Origin of the sequence: Mammaliicoccus lentus (assembly GCF_947036595.1) — a bacterium.
Lineage (GTDB): Bacteria > Bacillota > Bacilli > Staphylococcales > Staphylococcaceae > Mammaliicoccus > Mammaliicoccus lentus.
Genome location: NZ_OX344834.1, coordinates 1,357,485 through 1,380,331 on the forward strand (window position 1 = coordinate 1,357,485; position 22,847 = coordinate 1,380,331).

A 22,847-nucleotide genomic window follows, 5' to 3' on the forward strand; every position below is an offset into this window, starting at 1 on the left:
AATAGGGCTAAAGGTGGTAAAATAATGGATGTTTCAAAAATAAAAAATCCTTCCTTTATAAAAGGACTATCAAACTCTGAACTTGAGGAATTAAGCGCAGAAATCAGAAAATTTTTAATTGAAACATGTTCTATAACTGGGGGACACATCGGGGCGAATTTAGGTGTTGTTGAATTAACACTGAGTTTACATAAACACTTTAACAGCCCAACAGATAAAATTATTTGGGATGTTGGTCATCAAGCTTATATCCATAAAATTTTGACTGGAAGAGGACATGAGTTTGATTCTTTAAGGCAATATAAAGGATTATGTGGCTTTCCTAAAATGAAAGAATCTGAACATGATGTTTGGGAAGCAGGACATAGTTCCACTTCATTATCAGCTGCCATGGGGATGGCAAAAGCACGTGATATTCTTGGAAACACAAATCACATCGTTCCAGTTATTGGAGACGGTGCTTTGACAGGTGGTATGGCTTTAGAAGCATTAAATCATATCGGTCACGACAAAACTGATTTAACAATTATATTAAATGATAATGAAATGAGTATTGCTCCGAATGTAGGTGCGATGCATAATATGTTTGGACGAATTAGAACAAATCATAATTATAATCGTTTTAAATTTGATGCTGAGAGCTTTATCACAAGATTACCAGGTGGAGATAAATTGAGGGACTCAGCTGATAAAATTAAAGACAGTTTAAAATATTTAGTCGTTGATGGTATATTTTTTGAAGAGTTAGGTATCAAATATATTGGTCCAGTAGATGGTCATAATTTTAAAGAATTAGACGAAGCAATAAATGCTTCTAAACAAATAAATAAACCTGTATTGATTCATGTTGTCACTAAAAAAGGTAAAGGTTATAAACCCGCAGAAATTGATACAGTAGGCACTTGGCATGGTTTAGGACCATATAAACTTGAAACTGGTGAAGTGATTAAAGGAAAAGCAGAAGGCCCTGCCTGGAGTGCTTTAATGAGCAACGAAGTACTTAATTATGCGAAACAAGATAAACGTGTAGTAGCTATTACACCAGCAATGCCAGTTGGTTCAAAATTAACGAAGTTTCAGCAAGAACTACCTGAACAATTTTTTGATGTAGGTATTGCTGAACAGCACGCTGTAACAATGTCTGCTGGATTAGCGACTCAAGGTATGAAACCATATGTAGCTATATATTCAACTTTCATGCAAAGAGCTTATGATCAGCTACTACATGATGTTGATAGACAAAACCTCGGCGTTTTATTTGGTGTTGATCGTTCTGGTTTAGTTGGTGCAGATGGAGAAACACACCAAGGCGTCTTTGACATAGGATTTTTAAATCAATTTCCTAATTTCACGATTATGATGCCTAAAGACGGTAATGAAGCAAAGGACATGCTTAAAACTGCATTTGAAACCGAACATGGTCCAATGGCGATTAGATATCCTAGAGGTAATGCACCAGCAGTAGAAGATAGAGAAGAAATAAAAGTATTATCCATAGGAAGTTGGACAAAGGAACGAGAAGGCAATGATGTAACATTAATAAGTTACGGTCCAACTTTAGAATTAATTACTGAAGTAGCCGATGAATTATTGAAAGAAGGAATAAATGCTACCGTAGTAAATGCTAGATTTATTAAGCCGATGGATGTAGAGTTGTTACATGAACTAGGCGAAAAAGGTATACCGTTTATTACGATAGAGGAATCTATGTTAACTGGTGGTTTAGGTACACAAATTGCAACATTCATTATAGAAAACGATTATGAAAATAAACTGCGAAGAATCGGTATAAATGATGAATATATAGAACATGGAGATGTTAATTTATTATTAGAAGATATAGGTATCTCCAAAGCAAATATAAAATCAGTTGCTAAATCAATAATAAAAAAATAATTATAAACAGATGAATAATTATGATAAAAAGGACGCTTTAGTAATAATAAAGCGTCTTTTAAATATTTAATAGCGCTTACATTACTCATTTTACAAATTTTATGCTATTATAATTGTATAAATATTCATTAGTTGAGGTGTTATAAATGGCAAATAAAACAATGCGACAAATTAAAATAAGAGAAATTATTTCAAACGAACAAATAGAAACACAAGAAGAATTAGTTAGAAGGTTAAACGAGCTCGATTTAAACATCACGCAAGCCACTATTTCTCGTGACATTAAAGAGTTGCAATTAATCAAAGTCCCAGCTCCATCAGGTCAATATATATATAGTTTACCTAGAGATAGAAAATATCACCCAATTGATAAATTAGGTAGATATTTAATGGATTCATTTGTGAAAATCGATGGTGCAGATAATTTACTTGTACTAAAAACATTACCCGGGAATGCTCAATCAATCGGTGCTATTATAGATCAAATTGACTGGAAAGAAGTTTTAGGCACAATCTGTGGTGATGACACGTGCTTAATTATCTGTAAAGACAAAGAATCTGGAGAAATTATTACAGATAGAATTTTCAATATGCTTTAAAGGAGATTTAATAAACTATGTTACAAGCACTTACAATCAAACAATTCGCAATAATTGAATCTTTAGAAATAAATTTTTCAAATGGTTTAACTGTACTAAGTGGTGAAACGGGTGCAGGTAAGTCTATTATTATAGATGCTATAGGTCAGTTAGTAGGTGCGAGGGCGTCACAAAGTTTTGTAAGACATGGTGAACAAAAATCAACAATTGAAGGTGTGTTTGACATTGATAATGTTCCAAACGTCAATAAAATCCTTCAAAATTTAGATATTGACGTTGATGAAGATTTTCTATTTGTGAAACGAGAAATATTCGCATCAGGTAAGAGTCTTTGTAAATTAAATAACCAAAATGTAACTTTAGCTGAATTAAAAACAGTTATGCAAGAATTGTTGGATATACATGGACAGCACGAAACACAAGTTCTATTAAAGCCCAAATATCATTTAACACTTTTAGATAATTATGCTGATGGTAAATACCAAAAAGAAATTGATAATTATATTAATGTTTATGAATCTTATAGAATTAAAAAGCAAGAGTTAGAGAAGTTAGAATCTCAAGACCAGGCTTTACTACAAAGATTAGACTTGATAAAATTTCAACGTGATGAATTACATGATGCTAATTTAAAAGAAGATGAATTAGACTTTTTAAACCAAGAAATTAAAAAGCTACAAAATCATGAGAAAATTAGCGAAAGTTTAAATAAAGCTCATTTATTTTTAAGTAGTGAAGAAAATATACCAGATAAAATTTATGAACTTAATCAAGAAATTCAAAATATTAATGATATAATACCAGATAAATATACTGCTTTTAGTGAAGAATTAGATCAAATGTATTATACGTTAGAAGATTATAAACATGAATTATATAATGATTTAACAAATAATGAGTTTGATGAATCATTATTAAATGAATACGAATCTCGATTAAATGTTTTAAATGATTTAAATCGGAAATATGGTAAAAGTATTCCTGAGCTTATTAAGTATCGTGACAAAATTGATGATGAAATTTTCAAAATTGAAAATTATGAACAAAGTACTACTCAACTAAGAGAAGAAATTCAAAGCTTACATGAAGAAGTTCTTGAAAAAGGAAAGTTATTATCTACAAAAAGACGAAAAATCGCATTGAAGTTAAGAGATAGACTTATTGATGAAGTTCAAAACTTGCATATGCAAGATGCTAATATTGAAATAGCATTTACTGAAACATCACCAGGTAAAAATGGTTTAGAAGAAATTGAATTTCTAATCAGTCCGAATAAAGGTGAACCACTGAAAAGTTTAAATAAAATCGCTTCAGGTGGTGAATTATCAAGAATAATGTTAGCATTAAAAAGCATATTTGTATCTAATAAAGGTCAGACAGCAATCTTATTTGATGAAGTAGATACTGGTGTTTCTGGTCGTGTAGCTCAAAAAATGGCAGAAAAAATGTATCAAATATCTCAATCAATACAAGTGATATGTATTTCCCATTTACCACAAGTCGCTGCGATTAGTGATAATCATTTATACATTACTAAAGAAACTGTAAACGATCGGACGATTACATCTATCAAACAATTAGTCGGAGACGATAAAATAGATGAAATAGCTAGAATGATTTCGGGTGTTGAAGTGACAGAATTAACAAAACAACATGCTAAAGAAATGATAATTCAAAATAAAAATTAAAATAGTATGATTTGATAGGGTGTTAAATATGAGTATTAAAGTAGCGATAATAGAGGATTCGAAAGCTTATGTGAGCGAAGTGTCTCATTATTTGAAAACACATGATATTGAAATAGTTAATATAGGTTACAATGGTAAAGAAGCACTGGAGATTCTTAATACAGATACTTTCGACGTTCTTTTATTAGACTTAATTTTACCTCATATTGATGGCATGACTTTGCTAAAAAAATATATAAAACCTAATAAAAAGTATAAAGTAATTTGTATGAGTGCATTTGTCAGTGATGACCTATTAAAGGAATCTGTTTCCTTAGGCGTAGATTATTTTCTTATCAAACCGGTAGAATTTGATGTATTACTTAATACAATTCAACGTGTTCTTAATAATAATAAACCTATTATAGCTGAAATAGATGCTATAGATTTATTATTAGAGAAAATAGGTTTTTCTTATAATCTTAATGGTTATAAATATATCAAATATGGCGTACAAATAATGCTAGAACACTCACATAATATGCAACTTACAAAAGAATTGTATCCACGTATATCAGAATATTTTAATGTACAATCGAATAATGTAGAACGTTCAATTAGACATGCAATTAAATTAGCGTGGGATAAAGATTTAAAAAAATATTGGTATAAACAAGAAAATTCATATGTAAGACCTACAAATGGTGAATTTATTATTCATTTATATCAATTATATAAAGACGATCAAATCAAAAAAAGCTGATAAATCTATTTAAGATTTGTCAGCTTTTTTTGATTGTTTCCTTTGATTATCTTTGTTTAAAAAGTATTCTTGAGCGCGTTTATTTTTCTTTTCTCTATGCAATATATATCCACCGATGAAAACAACACCAAACACAAAAAATATAAGACCTAGTAAAAACTGTAGCCATATAAATTGTAATTGGGGGACGAGCTCTCCAAAGACAGCATCTCGCATCCATTTAATGCCTAAGCCTGCTAAAATTCCCGGAATAACTAAAATGATTAATGCAATATATTTTTGCATAATTGAAAACTCCTATTTATTAATAACTTATATTATATATGAGATGATGAATGAAAGTAAACAAGGAAAAGATGGAATAATCGGTGAAATTTGATTATGATTAATATTAGGAGGGGTTTATATGCAATTTAATGAAATGATAAATAAAGGTCAAAATATAGATGCTACTATAGCAGTTTGCAAATCAAATGATGAAGGTATTATTAAAGCGATTATAAAATGTATTAAACAGACAAGAGCTAAATTTATTTTATTTGATGAAGAACCACAAGATGAATTAATACGTTCTTTTAATTTAAGTCATGAGGAATTCGAAAAGATTAAAATTGTTCAAACAAGAGATTATGAACATACGATTTCAGAATGCGTTAGGGCGGTTAATGAAGGCACTGCAAATTTAATAATGAAAGGATTAGTATCGTCGTCAGAAATTTTAAAAGAAATACTTAAAGATAAATATTCTTTAAAAACGACTCAGAGAATTAGTCACCTATCTTTCTTCAAAATCCCAACATATCATAAAATGTTAGCAATTTCAGATGTTGCAATGAATATTGCACCTGACGTAAATCAAAAAATAGAAATTACTGAAAACGTAATATCAAATTTAAAGAAATTAGGCATTGATACACCTAAAATTGCTGTATTATCTGCTATCGAAACAGTTGACCCTAAAATGCAATCTTCAGTTGATGCAAAGGAAATAGTAGATTATATTAAAAAAGAAAATACAGATGTTGAAATTGAAGGCCCATTAGCTTTTGATGCTGCGATTAATAAACGAGCTTCTATTATAAAAAAAATATCTTCAAATGTTTCTGGGAATATTGATGCTGCTATTGTTCCACAAATTGAAAGTGGAAATATATTATATAAGTCTCTAGTGTATTTAGCTAATGCTGATGTTGCTTCAGTAATAGTAGGTGCTAAAGTTCCTGTCATATTAACTTCTCGTTCAGATTCATCTAAAGATAAATTTCATTCAATTTGCTGTGCATTAACATTAGTATAATTTAGTATATTTAAATAATAAAATGTTAATTATGCTTTAATTTAGAATAACTGGAAAGTTATTACAATCTATAGATACCAAGTTATTTAGAATATTCTAAAAATTTTTACTTTTTGTAAGCGCTATCATTTTGCATGAATTTATTTGATAAATAAAACATTTGATGTAAAATTAAAGATGAAGTTTATTATATATAGAATGAAAAGGGGATTATTATGTTATTCGAAACAATTGAAAAATATGACTATGAACAAATCGTTTTTTGTCATGATAAAAGTTCAGGTTTGAAAGCAATCATTGCTATTCATGATACAACATTAGGACCTGCATTAGGTGGTTGTAGAATGTGGCCATATGAAAGTGAAGAAGAAGCGATAAACGATGCACTGCGTTTATCAAGAGGTATGACATATAAAAATGCTGCTGCCGGTTTAAACCTTGGTGGAGGTAAAACAGTTGTGATCGGAGATCCGAAAAAAGATAAATCAGAAGCATTATTTAGAGCATTAGGTAGATATGTAGAAAGCTTAAATGGTAGATATATCACTGCAGAAGATGTGGGCACTACGGAAATGGATATGGATACTATTTTTGAAGAAACAAATTATGTTGTTGGTTTATCAGAAAGTCACCATTCAAGTGGTAATCCAAGTCCGAAAACTTCTTTAGGTGTATTTGTATCAATGAAACGTGCAGTTAAAGAAGCTTTCGGTTCAGATGATCTAGAAGGTAAAACTGTAGCAGTTCAAGGTGTAGGTCATGTTGCTTACGAACTTTGTCGCTATTTAAATGAAGCAGGTGCTCATTTAGTCGTTACAGATATTAATCAAGAAGCTGTAGACAGAGTTGTAAATGATTTTAACGCTAAAAGTGTAGGTATCGATGAAATTTATGATGTTGAAGCTGACGTATTTGCTCCTTGTGCATTAGGTGGAGTATTAAATGACGACACAATTAACAGATTAAAAGTTAAAGTTGTTTGCGGTAGTGCAAATAACCAATTAGAAGATATTGATAAACATGCTGACCAACTTGAAAATAAAGGTATAGTATATGCACCAGACTTTGTTACTAATTCCGGTGGTGTTATCAATGTTGCTGATGAATTAGATGGCTATAACGAAGCGCGTGCAATTGCTAATATTGAAAAAATTTATGATCAAATGGATAAAGTATTTGAAATAAGCAAGCGTGATAAAATTACATCGGCTAGAGCTGCTGAAATTTTAGCTGAAGAACGTATTAACCAAATGATGAATGTAAGAAGTACTTACTTAAGTACAGAAAAATCTATTTTATCTAGAGGTAAACGTTAATGAAAAATATTCTTGTACTTAATTTAGGAAGCACTTCATCTAAAGTAGCAGTATTTACTGATTATGAAATGCTATACGAAGATGTTATAAGACATGATATGAATGTGACAAATCTTCCACTAATTGATCAAGTTCCATATAGACTTGAAAGTATCAAGAATTCTATGAATCAACACAATGTTTCTCTACAAGCAATAGACGCTATTGCTTGTAGAGGTGGTGTGTTGAAGCCTATACAAGGTGGTACTTATCTTATAAATGAAAAGATGTTAGAAGATTTAAAGACGTTTAAATATGGATTTCATGCATCTAACTTAAGTGGTTTGATAGGTTATGAATTATCTAAAAAGTTCAAAATTAAAGCATACATAGTTGATCCTGTTGTTGTAGATGAATTAATTCCAGAGGCAAGAATAACAGGTATTAAAGGAATAGAAAGAAAAAGTATTTTCCACGCATTAAACCAAAAATCTGTTGCAAAACAATATGCTGAAGATAATAATAAAGTATACGATGATATAAATGTTATCGTTGCACATTTAGGTGGTGGAATTAGCGTAGGGGCACATAAGAAAGGCCGTGTCGTTGAAGTAAATGACGGGTTACTTGGAGAAGGACCATTTAGTCCTGAAAGAGCCGGCTCAATACCCAATGATGCTTTAATTAAATGGGTGAAAGAAAACAACTTCACTGTTGAAGAAGCAAATAATCAACTCAGTAAATCATCTGGTTTACTTTCATATTTTGGGACAAATGATTGTAGAGAAGTAGTAAGAATGATAAACGAAGGAAACAAAGAAGCCAAATTAGTATTAGATGCTATGGCTTACCAAATAGCAAAATCAATCAGTGCTTGCGCTGTACCATTAGAAGGTGAAGTTGATCAAATCATTATAACTGGTGGGTTAAGTTATTCTGAATATTTAGTAAATAAAGTAAAAAAATATGTATCTTGGCTACAAAATGTTACGATATACAAAGGAGAAAAAGAAATGCAAGCCCTAAATGTTGGCATTTTGGACCTTTTACAAGGTAAAATTAGTACCAAGTCATATGAATAAGGAGTAATACTATGTCTAAAGAATACGATTTAGTTATTCTAGGCGGTGGAACGGCAGGTTATGTATCTGCTATTCGTGCTGCTCAACTTGGAAAAAAAGTCGCAATTGTCGAAAAATATAAAATAGGTGGTACATGTTTACATAAAGGATGTATACCTACTAAATCTTACTTAAAAACCGCTGAAATATTAAGATATATTAATCATGCAGATCAATATGGAATCAAACAAGCTTCCGCGGATTTTGATATCCAAGATGTCGTCGCTAAAAAAGATGAAACCGTTACAACTATGTACACAGGTGTACAAAGTTTAATGAAAAAATATAAAATTGATGTATATCAAGGAAATGGAAGATTACTTGGACCATCACTATTCTCACCACAAGCTGGCACTGTGTCAGTAGAATTAGAAAATGGTGAATCTGAATTACTTGTTAACCAAAATGTTTTAATTGCTACAGGTTCTAAACCTGTGGAATTACCATTCTTAAAGTTCAATCATAAAACAATCATTTCTAGTGATGACATGATGAATATGGAAACCTTACCTAATAATATTTTAATTATAGGCGGTGGCGTTATAGGTCTTGAGTTTGCATCTTTACTCAACGATTTAGGGGTAGATGTGACAGTAGTAGAAGCAGGGGCTTCGATTATTCCAAATGAACAGCAAGAAATTAGTAAAATAATCAAAAAGGATTTTCAAGAAAGTGGTATTAAAATCTATGAAGATTTACCATTAAGTGAAGAAAATATATCAATTACTGACCAAAATATTAAAGTACAATTACGAGATGATGAAGTAACGTTTGATAAAGTACTAGTAGCTGTTGGCAGAAAGCCAAATACTGAAGATATTGGAATTCAAAATACAAAGATTAAAACAGATGATAAAGGCTATATCGTTACAAACAATGTATATCAAACAGAAGACAAACATATATATGCAGTAGGTGATGTAATAGGTAATTATCAATTAGCTCATGTTGCAACTAAAGAAGGAACCATATCTGTGGAAAACATGTTTGATCAAAATCCAATTCAGTTAGATTACTTAACGGTGCCTAGATGTATTTATACAAATCCTGAAGTAGCTTCAATTGGTATGACAGAACAAGATGCTAAAAATGAAAATATAAATTATAAGAAATTCAAAGTACCTTTTAAAGCCATAGGTAAATCTGTTATAGAAAACAATGGATTAGGAGAATGCATATTAATAAAAGACATGGAAAATGACCGTGTGTTAGGCATTCATATGGTTGGTGCTAAAGTAACTGAGTTAATTAATGAAGTGTCTTTATTTACTTTTATGAATGGTTCTACTGAAGAATTAGCAACAGCAGTACATGCTCATCCTTCAATTGGAGAAGTATTAATGGAATTAGGATTAAAATCAGAAAACCGTGCAATTCACGTCTAAAAAAGGAGTGACGAAATGTTAGATTACAAAACTGTTGGTTTAACACATGAAGATTTAAAAGAAATATATAAATGGATGTTGCTCGGTAGAAAAATCGACGAAAGAATGTGGCTTTTGAATAGAGCGGGTAAACTTCCGTTTGTTATTAGTTGCCAAGGTCAAGAAGCAACCCAAATCGGTACTTATTATGCATTACAAGATGATGATGTATTAGCACCATATTATCGAGATTTAGCTTTAGTTACAGCTAGAGGCATAACTGCAGAAGAATCGATGCTAGCTGCTTTTGCAAAAGAAGGAGACACTTCAAGTGGTGGTAAGCAAATGCCTTCACATTTCAGCAAGAAAGACTTAAATATATTAACTCAGGGTTCATGTGTAACTACACAAGTATTACACGCAGCTGGAGCAAGCTTATCTTTAAAAATGGATAATAAAAAGAACATAGCACTTGCAACTCTAGGTGAAGGTAGTACGAGTCAAGGTGATTTCCATGAAGCGATGAACTTTGCTGGTGTACACAAACTACCTTATATTTGCATAATAGAAAATAATAAATATGCTATATCAGTTCCAACTGAATTACAGTTTGCGACAGATGATTTATCTAAAAGAGCTGAAGGATATGGCGCTTTTGGTGAACAAGTAGATGGGAATGACCCAATAGCAGTATATAAAGCTGTTAAAAAAGCGAGAGAACGTGCAATAAATGGAGAAGGTCCAACTTTAATTGAAGCAATTTGTAGCCGTTTAACACCACATTCTTCAGATGATAATGATAACTATCGTCCAGCCGAAGAATTAAAAGAAGAAAAAGAAAATGATTGTAATATCAAATTCAAAGAATATTTGATTGAAAATGAAGTTGCAGATGAAGAGTGGTTTAATCAGATAGAAGAAGAAATTAAACAAGAAATTAATACGGCGACAAAAAATGCAGAAAAAGCACCTTATCCACGACCTGAAGAAGCTTTAACACATGTATATGATCAAGGAGGCGAATCAAATGCCTAAATTATCTTATCTAGACGCTATTAATCAAGCGATGGATCAAGCTATGGAAAAAGATAATAATGTCTTTGTTATCGGCGAAGATGTTGGTCTTAAAGGCGGCGTATTCGGAGCAACAAAAAATCTGTTTAATAAATATGGTGCAAGTCGTGTTCTAGATTCACCATTAGCTGAATCAAATATTGTAGGTGCTTCTATAGGTGCAGCAATGTTAGGGAAAAGACCAGTTGCAGAAATTCAATTTGCAGAATATATCGTGCCTGCTACAAATCAAATTATTAATGAAGCAGCAAAAATTCGTTACCGTTCAAATAATGATTGGGATTGTCCGATGACAATACGCAGTCCTTTTGGTGGAGGAATACATGGCGCTTTATATCATTCGCAAAGTATTGAAAGTATTTTTTGTTCCACACCAGGTCTACGTGTTGTTATTCCATCAACACCATATGATGCAAAAGGTTTATTACTAGCGTCTATTGAAGAGAATGACCCTGTATTATATTTTGAACATAAAAAAGCTTATCGCTTATTGAAAGAAGAAGTACCTGAAGAATATTATACGGTACCAATCGACAAAGCAGACGTAAAACGTGAAGGTTCAGACATTACAGTGTTTACTTATGGACTATGCGTGAATTATGCATTACAAGCTGCAGAAATCCTATCTACTGAAGATATAGATGTAGAAGTAGTAGATTTACGAACTTTATATCCATTAGATAAAGAAACGATAATTAACTGTGCTAAGAAAACAGGTAAAGTATTACTTGTTACAGAAGACAACCTTGAAGGTAGTGTTATGAGTGAAGTATCAGCTATTATAGCAGAGCATTGCTTATTTGATTTAGATGCTCCGATTGCTAGATTAGCAGGGCCTGATGTTCCAGCTATGCCATTTTCACCACCAATGGAAGATTTCTTTATGATGAATCCAGAAAAAATAGAACAAAAAATGAGAACATTAGCTGAATTTTAGGAGGTAAAAAAATGGAAGTAAAAATGCCGAAACTCGGGGAGAGCGTCCACGAAGGCACAATTGAACAGTGGTTAGTTAAACCTGGCGATCATGTCGAAGAATATGACGCACTTTGTGAAGTTATTACAGATAAAGTCACAGCAGAAGTACCTTCTTCATATACTGGTGTAATAAAAGAAATTAAAGTAGAAGCGGGAGAAACGATTGATGTAGGGACCGTTATTTGCACTATGGAAGTAGAAGGTGAAGTTGAGAAAGAAAATGATTCAGATCATAATAAACAAGAAAATCATGAATCTATTCAAGAAGCATCAGAAAATATTAAAAATGATAACCAGTCTGTAAGCGAGTCTCATAACAAACCTAAAAATAATGGACAGTATTCACCTGTAGTGTTTAAATTAGCGAGCGAAAATGGCATTAATTTAGAAAATATTGAAGGTACTGGTAATTTAGGAAGAGTCACTAAAAAAGATATTGTAAAAGCAATAGAAAATAAAGGAAATACAGAAAAAAGCGAGCCTATTGCGAATACTACTCCTGCAGAGCAAAGCCCACAATCTGAAAGTGCAGCTATAGAGCATAATTCAAATTCAAGTCACGATACAATACCTGTTAATGGTGTTAGAAGAGCAATTGCAAATAAAATGTTGCAAAGTGTACAAGAAATACCGCATGCTTGGATGCAAGTTGAAGTAGACGCAACTGATTTAGTTAAAACGCGACAACATCATAAGACATCGTTTAAGCAAAACGAAGGATATAATCTTACTTTCTTTGCATTTTTTGTAAAAGCAGTAGCAGAAGGGTTGAAAAAGTATCCAATGCTTAATAGTAGTTGGCATGAAGATGAAATCAAAATTAATAAAGATATCAATATATCTATAGCTGTAGCAAGTGAAGATAAATTATATGTACCTGTTATTAAAAATGCTGATGATAAATCAATTAAAGGAATTGCAAAAGAAATTAATGATTTAGCTACAAGAGGTAGAAAACATCAACTAACATCTCAAGATATGCAAGATGGTACTTTTACTGTTAATAATACAGGTTCATTTGGTTCAGTATCATCTATGGGTATTATCAATCATCCACAGGCAGCTATATTACAAATTGAATCTATTGTTAAACGACCTGTAGTAATTGATGACATGATAGGCATTCGTGATATGGTTAATTTATCTTTATCTATTGATCATAGAATATTAGATGGCTTATTAGCAGGCGAGTTTTTAAACTTTGTTAAAGAACGTATACAAAGTATGACGATTGAAAATACATCTATATATTAATAACACCTACGCATTGTTTTAACTAGAAATCTCCTGTAAAATAAAGATAACTATTATTACAGGAGGCTTTTCTTATGGAAATGGATTTCAATTTATATATGAATGACGTTGTAAGCTCTGCAAGAAATGAAATTGAAGCAGCAGGATATAAACAATTAACAACAAAAGAAGAAGTAGAAGAAACTTTTAATAAACCAGGTACAACATTTGTTATGGTCAATTCAGTTTGTGGATGTGCTGGTGGAATCGCAAGACCAGCTGCGCAACATGCTTTACATTATGATAAATTACCAGATCAATTAGTTACAGTATTTGCTGGGCAAGATAAAGAAGCAACAGAAACAGCAAGAGATTATTTTGAAGGTTATCCACCTTCAAGTCCGTCATTTGCTTTCCTTAAAGACGGTAAAATTGTAAAAATGATAGAAAGACATGAAATCGAAGGGCATGACCCTATGAGTGTTATCACAAATATTCAAGCTCTATTCGAAGAACATTGTGATGAAATCTAAAGGATTGGTATAGAGGCATGCAAATAAGACCGTATAGAATAGGGTATAGAACATTAAAGACCGCATTAGGGATGACATTAGCTGTCATCCTTTCTAAGTTAATAGGACTTGATAATTATGCTTCAAGCGCTATTTTAGTAGTGTTATGTACTAAAGATACAAGAGTGAAATCAGTTGAAGCGGCTATGTACAGATTTATAGCATGTTTAATTGCAATTCTAGTAGCATCATTATTCTTTACATTCTTAGGTACTAATCCTGTAGTTCTTGGGATTATGGTATTATTATTCATTCCTATTACTGTCATGATAGGTGTTCAAGAAGGTATTGTAACGAGTTGTGTTATTATATTACATTTATTTTTAGCACCTAAAATTGATTTAGACTTAATTATTAATGAAGTATTATTATTGATAATTGGTATAGGCATCGCGCTTATTATGAATATGTTTATGCCAAGTCTAGATACAAAACTTAATCATTATAAACGTAAAATTGAAGATGACTTTATTTTAATAACTTTTGTCTTTAGCCAAGCGTTATTAGATCCAAATAAAGAACTTAATATTCCTTCTTTTGATAAAGTTGAAGATAATATTAAGAAAGCAAAATCTCTTGCTTTTAGAGATGTAAAAAATCATTTTGTAAGAAATGAAAATTCCTATTATCATTATTTTGATATGAGACAAGAACAATTAACCTTACTTATACGGATGAAGAAACTAATAGAATCTATGCAACATAGTCAGCATGCACATCAACTCTGCAGCAAATTACTATTAGATGTATCGCAACATGTTCAAAGTAATGATTATTCATTAATGAGACTACATGATTTATATGCGATTAGAATTAAACTACAAACGATTGATTTACCTAAAGACCATATAGAATTAGAAAGTGTAGCCTCTGTATTCCAATTATTAAATGAAATTGAAGAATACTTGCATATTAAATCTGAATTCGGAAGTTTGAAAAAATAATATAATAAAAGCCGTAGAAAATTCTTTTTAGAAAGATTTTTTCTCCGGCTTTTTGCTTCTAGGACTTTCTTGTCCATTGCTATGAAATATTATTATTAAGTTATTTTATTATGATAATAAGAATGGCAATACGCCCGATAATATTAATGAAGCTACGATAGCAACTAACATTACAATAATAATAATTTTTCGTACATTTTTGTTTAACATGATTACCCTCGCTTTGAACATTAGTTTTGTATATATTTATCAACTATTATACACTAGAAAGTGAGATAATTAAATAAATGAAACGAGGGACAAGCATGATCAATGAAGAACGCTTAATTAACACATTTTTAGAATTAGTAAAAGTCGACTCTGAATCTTCTAATGAGAGAAAGATTGCAGATTTATTGAAACAAAAATTCACTCAACTAGGTGTAGATGTTAAAGAAGATGACTCTCAAGATGAAACGGGATACGGTGCTGGAAATTTAATTTGTACGTTACACGGACAAGATACAAGTAAGACACCTATTTATTTTACGAGTCATATGGACACTGTAACACCAGGTAATAATATTCAACCAGAAATACGTGATGATGGATATATTTATTCTAATGGTGAAACAATTTTAGGTTCTGATGATAAAGCTGGTCTTGCAGCTATTTTAGAAGCAATTGAAGTAATGAAAGAAGATGAAATTCAGCATGGAGATATTGAATTCATTATTACAGTAGGGGAAGAGACAGGTCTTGTTGGAGCGAAAGCATTAAATCCTGATGATATTAAAGCTAAATTTGGGTATGCGATAGATGCTCCTGGTAAAGTTGGAACGACAGTTGTTGCAGCGCCTACACAAGCTAAAATCGAAGCTACAATTAAAGGGAAGACTGCACATGCTGGGCTTGAACCTGAAAAAGGTGTTTCAGCTATAAATATCGCTGCTAAAGCAATAAGTCATATGAGTTTAGGTAGAATCGATGAAGAAACTACAGCTAACATCGGTAGATTTGAAGGTGGTACTGCTACAAATATCGTGAGTGACCATGTATATATTTTAGCTGAAGCGCGTTCTTTAAATGATGAAAAAATGAAACAACAAGTTGAACATATGAAAGAAGCTTTCGAAAAAACTGCTGAAGAATTTGGTTGTACCGCTGATGTAGAAGTCAATATAATGTACCCTAGCTTTAATTTAAGTGAAGAAGATGATGTTGTTAAGTTAGCTGTAAAAGCAACTGAAAAAATAGGTAGAACATCAGAATTAGTTAAATTAGGTGGTGGCTCAGACGGAAACGTAATTAGTGGTTTCGGTATTCCTACAGTTATTTTAGGAGTTGGTTATGAATATATCCATACTAAAAATGAGCGTATGGCAATTGAAGAATTACAAAAAATTACAGAACAAATTATAGCAATTTCAGAATTAGCGTAATTTTATAAATTGTAAACGTATTCATTTCGTTTTTCAAGAAAATTAAGCTTTCATAGACGCGAAACAGTTGTGAATTATGTTAAAATATATATGAAAACGATAAAAAGTGAGGTAAATTTCATGACACAACAAATAGGTGTAGTCGGTTTAGCTGTAATGGGTAAAAACTTAGCTTGGAATATTGAATCACGTGGATACTCAGTATCAGTATTTAACCGTTCTAAAGAAAAGACAGAACAAATGGTTGAAGAGTCAAAAGGTAAAAATATATATCCGAATTATTCTATAGAAGAATTTGTAGATTCATTAGAAAAACCAAGAAAAATTTTATTAATGGTTAAAGCTGGTGAAGCAACTGATAAAACAATCGATAGTTTATTACCGTTATTAGATAAAGGTGATATTTTAATCGATGGTGGTAACACTAACTATTTAGATACTATTCGTAGAAATCAATATCTAGATGAGAGTGGCATTAACTTTATTGGTACAGGTGTATCAGGTGGAGAAGAAGGTGCATTAACTGGACCATCTATCATGCCAGGTGGACAAGAAGAAGCATACAAACTTGTAGCACCTATATTGGAAAGTATTTCTGCTAAAGCAAAAGATGGCGCACCTTGTGTAACGTATGTAGGACCAGATGGTGCTGGACACTATGTGAAAATGGTACATAACGGTATAGAATATGCTGACATGCAACTAATTGCTGAAAGTTACGACTTAATGAAACGTGTTCTTCACATGGACCATAATGAAATCGCAGAAACATTCAAATCTTGGAACGTTGGTGAATTAGAAAGTTACTTAATCGAAATCACTGGCGAGATCTTTAAAAAATTAGATGAAGATGGTGTTCCATTAGTAGAAAAAATCATGGACAAAGCTGGTCAAAAAGGTACTGGTAAATGGACATCTATTAATGCTTTAGAATTAGGTATCCCATTAACTATTATCACAGAATCAGTATTTGCTAGATTCATATCTTCATTTAAAGATGAAAGAGTGAAAGCAAGCCAAGCATTTAATCCTGAAGTTACAGAATTTGATGGAGATAAAGAAGCTTTCTTAGAACAAATTAGACAGGCGCTTTATATGAGTAAAATTTGTAGTTATGCACAAGGCTTTGCTCAAATGAAGACAGCTAGTGAAACTAATAATTGGAACCTAAAATTAGGCGAACTTGCTATGATTTGGAGAGAAGGCTGTATCATCCGTGCACAATTCTTACAAAAAATTAAAGAAGCTTATGATAATGATAAAGAATTAACAAACCTTTTATTAGATCCATACTTCAACGATATCGTTTCTAAATACCAAGGTTCATTAAGAGAAGTTGCAGCTACAGCTATTAAAGCTGGTATTGCTACACCTGGTTTCTCATCAGCAATTAACTATTTCGATAGTTATAGATCAGAAAACCTACCTGCAAACTTAATCCAAGCACAACGTGACTACTTCGGTGCTCACACATACGAACGTAAAGATCAAGAAGGTATTTTCCATACAGAATGGACTAAGTAATTAAGAGTTATAGTCAAGAGACTAGGACATAAATCCCAACTCAAAATAAATAACATCTCATTTCACTGATTTATTCAGTTAGAAATGAGATGTTATTTTTATATAATCTATGATTTTGTTCGTGCATGTTTGTCTAGGGTATGGTTCGATTCTGTAGTCTCTCACACATACTTGTTCCTTAAAGGTGTCTGTAGTTGGATTAATGAGTTAGAAAATCCAATAAAAGTGTGTGTAGTTGGATTAATGAAGTAGAAAATCCAATAAAAGTGTGTGTAGTTGGATTAATGAAGTAGAAAATCCAATAAAGTTGTGTCTACTTGGATTAATGAGGAAGAAAATCCAATAAAAGTGTGTGTAGTTGGATTAATGAAGTAGAAAATCCAATAAAGTTGTGTCTACTTGGATTAATGAGGAAGAAAATCCAATAACGGTGTGGTTAGTTGGATTAATGAAGTAGAAAATCCAATAAAAGTGTGTGTAGTTGGATTAATGAAGTAGAAAATCCAATGAAGTTGTGTTTAGTTGGATTAATGAAGTAGAAAATCCAATAACGATGGCTGCACTTCATAAAAAAGCACCTATGTATATGTCGTACTTAATTTTAATCCAATAACAGTATATAAAAATAGCAGTGAAGAATTCCTATAATAATAGGGTTTTCTTCACTGCTTTTATTTATCTATATTTAATCTAATTTCTCGTAATCAATAGGTATCCATAATTGTACTTTAGTACTTTCTTGATCAAAGTTAACATCTAGTGGGTATACTTCAACATAAAAGTCATCATGTAAATAAGGCATTTTTAATTGCCATTGATTTTCAATATGGTGCCATGCTTCACTTACGACGAAATCCAATTCGCCTTGTAAATTAAAAGTAGCAAAATGATGACTAGGTAAGTAATAGTTATCTAAATGCCCTGGATAACGATCACTTGGTACACCGACGAAAACTTCTAAACCATCTAGAAGTGGTCTTCGTATAATAAAAAGTTGATTTGGTTTAACGTCATTATACCTAATAAAATCTTCGACATATTTATTTTCAATTAACATTTCCAATAAATCCGGTACAAGAAAATGGTTATCTAATTCGCTTGCTTGATAATGATAATTTTTACCTACTAAATTTAAATCGTCTTTATATTGTAAAGTATAATTTAAAGGTTCTGTTTCAGTAGCTGTAAGTTTGATAGAAACTCGATTTTTAATTTTAAGCATAGATTGATGTGTCTTTGTTTGTAGTGGGCTGATACCGTGATAAGCATTATAATCATGTGCAAAAGAGTTTGCATCACGATAACCATATTTCATAGCTATATCTAATATCCTTGTGTGTCCACTTAAAATATCCTTGGCCGCTTCGGTCATTCTTCTTGCTGATTGATATTCTAAAGGCGTCATACCTACTATCATAGTAAAAGTTTGGTTTATATGAAAAGGGGATTTATCTACATAATCGCTTAAAGTTTGTAAACTAATATCACTTAACAAATGGTCTTCTATGTAAACAATCACTCTTTGTAAATCTTTAATTACTTCCAAAGTTCAGTCACTCCTGTGGGTAGAAAGATTAATTTATATCGTCCCACCATTTAAATCCATCGACTGACAACAATAATTGACTCTTAATTGGGCCATTTGTGCCAGCTCTATAATTAGGGAATGGGGCTTTATCATTGTCCCATACATTTTGTATTACATCCACATATTTCCATGTAGCTTTTAATTCTTCCCAATGCGTAAAGTTTGTTGCATCACCTTTTAAGCAGTCAAAAATTAAATTCTCATAAGCATCAACTGTGTTCATTTTATCTTGAGCACTCATCGAATAAGAAAGTTGAACAGGTTCTGTTTCAATACCTTGAACTTGTTTTTTAGCATTTAAGTGTAATGATAAGCCTTCATTTGGTTGAATATTAATAACAAGTAAATTAGATTCAAGTTGTGAATCTCTTTGATAATATAAATTCATTGGGACTTCTTTAAATTCTACTACAACTTGTATTCCTTTTTTCTTCATACGTTTACCTGTTCTTATGAAGAATGGTACACCAGCCCATCTGAAATTATCAATTAGTAATTTACCGGCTACAAATGTAGGGGTATTTGAATCATCGGCTACTTTATCTTCTTCACGATAACTCTTAACTTGTTCTCCGTCTATTTGTCCTCTATCATATTGTCCACGAACAAAGTTTTGCTTAACTTCTGATTCGTCTAAAGGTCTAATAGAACGAAGGACTTTAACTTTTTCATTTCTAACATCTTCACTATTTAAACTGATAGGGGGTTCCATTGCTAGTAAAGCAACCATTTGTAACATATGGTTTTGGAACATATCTTTTAATGCACCACTGTCTTCATAATATCCACCGCGATCTTCAACACCGAGTATTTCAGATGAAGTAACTTGAATATTTGATATATATTTATTATTCCACAATGGTTCGAACATCGCATTAGCGAATCTTAAAACTTCTATGTTTTGAACCATATCTTTACCTAAGTAATGGTCGATTCTATATATTTCTTCTTCTTTGAATGAACGTCTTATTTGTTCATTTAAATCTTCAGCAGATGCTAAATCATTACCAAACGGTTTTTCAATGATAAGTCTTTTGAATCCATCTGTTTCTGTTAAACCTGAAGATTTTAGGAAATCTGTAACTGTTCCAAAGAATTGAGGTGCCATTGCTAAGTAAAACAAACGATTTCCTTGTAGTTCATATTTTGAATCTAGGTCATTCGCAAATTCTAAAAGCTCTTGATAACTTGTAGCATCATTAACATCATGGGACTGATAAAATACATGCTCCATAAATTCATCTAATTTGTTTGTGTCTTGAACATGCTTTTGAACAGAAGCTTTAATCTCTGATCTGAACTTTTCATTAGACCAATCTCTACGACCAACACCTATGATTGCAATATGCTCGTCTAGTTGATTTTGTTGATATAAATGAAAAATAGATGGGAAAAGTTTACGGTGACTTAAGTCGCCAGTCGCCCCAAATATTGTAATTAAACATGGTATATTTTTAGTTTCAGTTGCCAATTTGATTACCTCGATTCTCTGACTTTTTTATCTTTATGCAATATCATTTATTATAACATGATACTTCTTGATATTCTTCAATTTGAACTATCAAAATTATAATTGAAATATTACTATACATATTAGTATACTCGAAATTATTTTTTTATAAATATAAATTTAAAAGACGTGTTATAATAATGTCGTTAGGAGGAAGACGATGGAGATTACATTTTTAGGTACAAGTGCTGGTTTACCGACCAAAGAGAGAAATACGCAATCTATTGCCTTTAATTGCCTACCTGAAGAAAATAAAATATGGCTATTTGATGTTGGTGAAGCTACACAACATAGAATATTACATACAGGTATTAAGCTAGGTAAAGTGAGTCATATTTTTATTACACATTTACATGGAGATCATATATTTGGTCTACCTGGACTATTAACAAGTCGATCTTTCCAAGGTGGAAAAGATAAACCTCTTACGATAGTAGGTCCTAAAGGAATATCTAAATTTATAAATACAGTATTAGAAATTTCTCAATCCCACTTAAATTATCAAATAACGATTAATGAATTTAATACTGATACAGATTTAAACGTCGATGGTTTTCACATAAAAGCTTTACCATTGAAACACGGCATTTTATCAGTCGGATATAGAATTACCGCTCCAGATATAGAAGGTAAGCTAGACGTTAATAAATTGAAAGAACTCGGTATGGAGCCTGGTCCGTTATATCAAGAGGTTAAAGCTAATGAAACCTTTATTTATAACAACCAAACTTATCAGTCTAAAGATTTTAAAGGGCCAAAGAAAAAAGGTAAAGTCATCACAATTTTTGGTGATACGATGCCATGTGAAAATGAATTGATTTTAGCGAAAGATGCAGATGTTATTGTTCATGAAACAACATATATAGAAGGTGATAAGAATCTAGCTAATGATTATTATCATAGCCACATAGATGACGTCTTATCTTTAATGACTGAAGCTAATGTAAAAAGAGCATTGTTCACACATTTATCAAATAGATATGAGATAGAAGAAATCGAAGAAATTGAAGAAGAAATTAACAAAATAACACACCATAAATTTAACTTTGTTAATGACTATGAAACATATCAAGTATAAGCTCTCACGCACATAAAGTAATTAAAAACGCCAATTCGTTAGTTAAGTTATGAACTAACGAATTGGCGTTTTTTAAAGTATTATCACTTTAAGATTTATCTTCATCTGCTTCAGCTAATTCTATACTTCTTTATACAGCAGCATTTAAACAATCAGTGAAAATTGCTTCTATATCGTGATTGCTTAAAGCATTTAATCCTGCTTGTGTCGTTCCACCTTTAGATGTAATGTTTTTACGCAATTGATCCATTTTTAAGTCAGAGCGTTCTATCATTTTACCAGTACCGATGATAAGTTCTTTTATAGATTCTTCTACTTGAGACTGTTCGATACCAAGCTTAGTTCCTGCGTTAACGTATTGTTCAAATACGTGATATAAAAATGCAGGGCCGCTACCAGTAATCGCTGTTACTTGGTGTAAATGATCTTCTTTTACTTCTAAAGCAGTTCCAAATGCTTCAATTAACGTTAAAACTTCTTGTTTAGAAGTAGGGCCGAAGTTTGAAGAGAAACTAATACCTGTTACTGAATGACCAACATGAGCATTCGTGTTCGGCATAATTCTAGCGATAGGATTATCATTTTGTAAATGTTCTTTAATATAATTTATAGGTAACCCTGCCATGATAGAGATAAATTTGTTATCTGCATTAATATGAGGTCTAATACGCTCAGCTAATTTTAGAAAGTCATAAGGTTTAGTACTTAAGAAAACATAATCAGCATCTTTTAATAACTCAGCGTCATCATAACTGTAACTGACACCTAATGAATTATGATAGTCTTCTAAAGCTCCTTGATTTGATTTATTTGTTAAAAAAATATTCTCCGGCTCAATTGATTTACTGTTAACAATACCAGTAAAAATTGCGTTAGCCATGTTGCCTGAACCATAAAAAACAATTTTCATTATTAATCACTCA

21 protein-coding genes are annotated in these 22,847 nt (G+C 31.6%); 16 read left to right on the plus strand and 5 right to left on the minus strand.

Annotation, left to right across the window (positions count from 1 at the left end; all coding sequences use genetic code 11):
• Window positions 1-24 precede the first annotated feature (24 nt).
• The 4 genes from dxs (at window position 25) to ACNMOQ_RS06815 (ending at window position 4,925) form a co-directional block, all read left to right on the plus strand.
• Window positions 25-1,896 (plus strand): 1-deoxy-D-xylulose-5-phosphate synthase, encoded by a 1,872-nt coding sequence (gene dxs / locus ACNMOQ_RS06800; RefSeq protein ID WP_017000260.1) that lies wholly within the window; start codon window positions 25-27, stop codon window positions 1,894-1,896.
• Between the two features lie 146 nt (window positions 1,897-2,042).
• Window positions 2,043-2,495: a transcriptional regulator AhrC/ArgR gene (ahrC, locus tag ACNMOQ_RS06805; protein WP_017000261.1), complete on the plus strand. Its 453-nt coding sequence runs from the start codon at window positions 2,043-2,045 to the stop codon at window positions 2,493-2,495.
• Between the two features lie 17 nt (window positions 2,496-2,512).
• Complete coding sequence (gene recN / locus ACNMOQ_RS06810; RefSeq protein WP_017000262.1) at window positions 2,513-4,183, plus strand: DNA repair protein RecN; 1,671 nt, start codon at window positions 2,513-2,515, stop codon at window positions 4,181-4,183.
• Window positions 4,184-4,211: 28 nt separating this feature from the next.
• Complete coding sequence (locus tag ACNMOQ_RS06815) at window positions 4,212-4,925, plus strand: sporulation initiation factor Spo0A C-terminal domain-containing protein (RefSeq protein WP_070045399.1); 714 nt, start codon at window positions 4,212-4,214, stop codon at window positions 4,923-4,925.
• 9 nt (window positions 4,926-4,934) lie between these two features.
• Here ACNMOQ_RS06815 and ACNMOQ_RS06820 read toward each other — a convergent pair whose 3' ends face one another.
• Window positions 4,935-5,210, minus strand: coding sequence for a DUF2627 domain-containing protein (locus ACNMOQ_RS06820; RefSeq protein WP_017000264.1), 276 nt, complete (start codon window positions 5,208-5,210; stop codon window positions 4,935-4,937).
• Window positions 5,211-5,331: 121 nt separating this feature from the next.
• On the opposite strand from ACNMOQ_RS06820, the gene ACNMOQ_RS06825 reads away from it, so the two are divergent.
• The 9 genes from ACNMOQ_RS06825 to ACNMOQ_RS06865 all read left to right on the plus strand — a co-directional run bounded on the left by ACNMOQ_RS06825 (window position 5,332) and on the right by ACNMOQ_RS06865 (window position 14,803).
• A complete protein-coding gene (locus ACNMOQ_RS06825; protein ID WP_416350378.1) occupies window positions 5,332-6,222 on the plus strand; it encodes a phosphate acyltransferase in 891 nt (296 codons plus the stop codon).
• Between the two features lie 215 nt (window positions 6,223-6,437).
• Window positions 6,438-7,538 carry a Glu/Leu/Phe/Val dehydrogenase dimerization domain-containing protein gene (locus ACNMOQ_RS06830; protein ID WP_017000266.1) on the plus strand — a complete coding sequence of 367 codons (1,101 nt, stop codon included), beginning with the start codon at window positions 6,438-6,440 and terminating at the stop codon, window positions 7,536-7,538.
• Complete coding sequence (buk, locus tag ACNMOQ_RS06835) at window positions 7,538-8,599, plus strand: butyrate kinase (protein WP_064211252.1); 1,062 nt, start codon at window positions 7,538-7,540, stop codon at window positions 8,597-8,599. Before ACNMOQ_RS06830 ends, buk begins: the two co-directional genes overlap by 1 nt.
• An 11-nt stretch (window positions 8,600-8,610) precedes the next feature.
• Window positions 8,611-10,023 carry a dihydrolipoyl dehydrogenase gene (gene lpdA, locus ACNMOQ_RS06840; protein ID WP_416350379.1) on the plus strand — a complete coding sequence of 471 codons (1,413 nt, stop codon included), beginning with the start codon at window positions 8,611-8,613 and terminating at the stop codon, window positions 10,021-10,023.
• Window positions 10,024-10,038: 15 nt separating this feature from the next.
• The gene (locus ACNMOQ_RS06845) at window positions 10,039-11,037 is read left to right on the plus strand and encodes a thiamine pyrophosphate-dependent dehydrogenase E1 component subunit alpha (protein ID WP_017000269.1); all 999 of its coding nucleotides are present in this window, start codon (window positions 10,039-10,041) and stop codon (window positions 11,035-11,037) included.
• Window positions 11,030-12,013, plus strand: coding sequence for an alpha-ketoacid dehydrogenase subunit beta (locus tag ACNMOQ_RS06850; protein ID WP_017000270.1), 984 nt, complete (start codon window positions 11,030-11,032; stop codon window positions 12,011-12,013). The genes ACNMOQ_RS06845 and ACNMOQ_RS06850 overlap by 8 nt, the downstream gene beginning before the upstream one ends.
• A gap of 11 nt (window positions 12,014-12,024) precedes the next feature.
• Window positions 12,025-13,308: a dihydrolipoamide acetyltransferase family protein gene (locus ACNMOQ_RS06855; RefSeq protein ID WP_017000271.1), complete on the plus strand. Its 1,284-nt coding sequence runs from the start codon at window positions 12,025-12,027 to the stop codon at window positions 13,306-13,308.
• Between the two features lie 74 nt (window positions 13,309-13,382).
• Window positions 13,383-13,820 carry a BrxA/BrxB family bacilliredoxin gene (locus ACNMOQ_RS06860; RefSeq protein WP_017000272.1) on the plus strand — a complete coding sequence of 146 codons (438 nt, stop codon included), beginning with the start codon at window positions 13,383-13,385 and terminating at the stop codon, window positions 13,818-13,820.
• A 17-nt stretch (window positions 13,821-13,837) separates the two neighbouring features.
• The gene (locus ACNMOQ_RS06865) at window positions 13,838-14,803 is read left to right on the plus strand and encodes an aromatic acid exporter family protein (RefSeq protein WP_017000273.1); all 966 of its coding nucleotides are present in this window, start codon (window positions 13,838-13,840) and stop codon (window positions 14,801-14,803) included.
• A 108-nt stretch (window positions 14,804-14,911) separates the two neighbouring features.
• Here ACNMOQ_RS06865 and prli42 read toward each other — a convergent pair whose 3' ends face one another.
• Window positions 14,912-15,013 (minus strand): stressosome-associated protein Prli42, encoded by a 102-nt coding sequence (prli42, locus tag ACNMOQ_RS06870; protein ID WP_017000274.1) that lies wholly within the window; start codon window positions 15,011-15,013, stop codon window positions 14,912-14,914.
• 95 nt (window positions 15,014-15,108) lie between these two features.
• Between prli42 and ACNMOQ_RS06875 the strand changes: the two genes are divergently transcribed.
• Entirely contained in the window at window positions 15,109-16,224 is a 1,116-nt protein-coding gene (locus ACNMOQ_RS06875; protein WP_416350380.1) for a M20/M25/M40 family metallo-hydrolase, read from the plus strand.
• A 120-nt stretch (window positions 16,225-16,344) separates the two neighbouring features.
• Window positions 16,345-17,748, plus strand: a complete 1,404-nt coding sequence (gene gndA / locus ACNMOQ_RS06880; protein ID WP_017000276.1) for an NADP-dependent phosphogluconate dehydrogenase — start codon at window positions 16,345-16,347, stop codon at window positions 17,746-17,748.
• A gap of 685 nt (window positions 17,749-18,433) precedes the next feature.
• Here the strand turns inward: gndA and ACNMOQ_RS06885 are convergent.
• Both ACNMOQ_RS06885 and zwf read right to left on the minus strand, forming a co-directional pair.
• On the minus strand, window positions 18,434-19,294 hold the full coding sequence (locus ACNMOQ_RS06885) for a helix-turn-helix domain-containing protein (protein WP_064211255.1): 861 nt from the start codon (window positions 19,292-19,294) through the stop codon (window positions 18,434-18,436).
• Window positions 19,295-19,322: 28 nt separating this feature from the next.
• Window positions 19,323-20,807: a glucose-6-phosphate dehydrogenase gene (gene zwf / locus ACNMOQ_RS06890; protein WP_064211256.1), complete on the minus strand. Its 1,485-nt coding sequence runs from the start codon at window positions 20,805-20,807 to the stop codon at window positions 19,323-19,325.
• 199 nt (window positions 20,808-21,006) lie between these two features.
• Here zwf and rnz point away from each other — a divergent pair, with 199 nt between their 5' ends.
• On the plus strand, window positions 21,007-21,924 hold the full coding sequence (rnz, locus tag ACNMOQ_RS06895; RefSeq protein WP_016999130.1) for a ribonuclease Z: 918 nt from the start codon (window positions 21,007-21,009) through the stop codon (window positions 21,922-21,924).
• Window positions 21,925-22,054: 130 nt separating this feature from the next.
• Here rnz and proC read toward each other — a convergent pair whose 3' ends face one another.
• Window positions 22,055-22,834: a pyrroline-5-carboxylate reductase gene (proC, locus tag ACNMOQ_RS06900; protein WP_416350381.1), complete on the minus strand. Its 780-nt coding sequence runs from the start codon at window positions 22,832-22,834 to the stop codon at window positions 22,055-22,057.
• Between the last annotated feature and the right edge of the window lie 13 nt (window positions 22,835-22,847).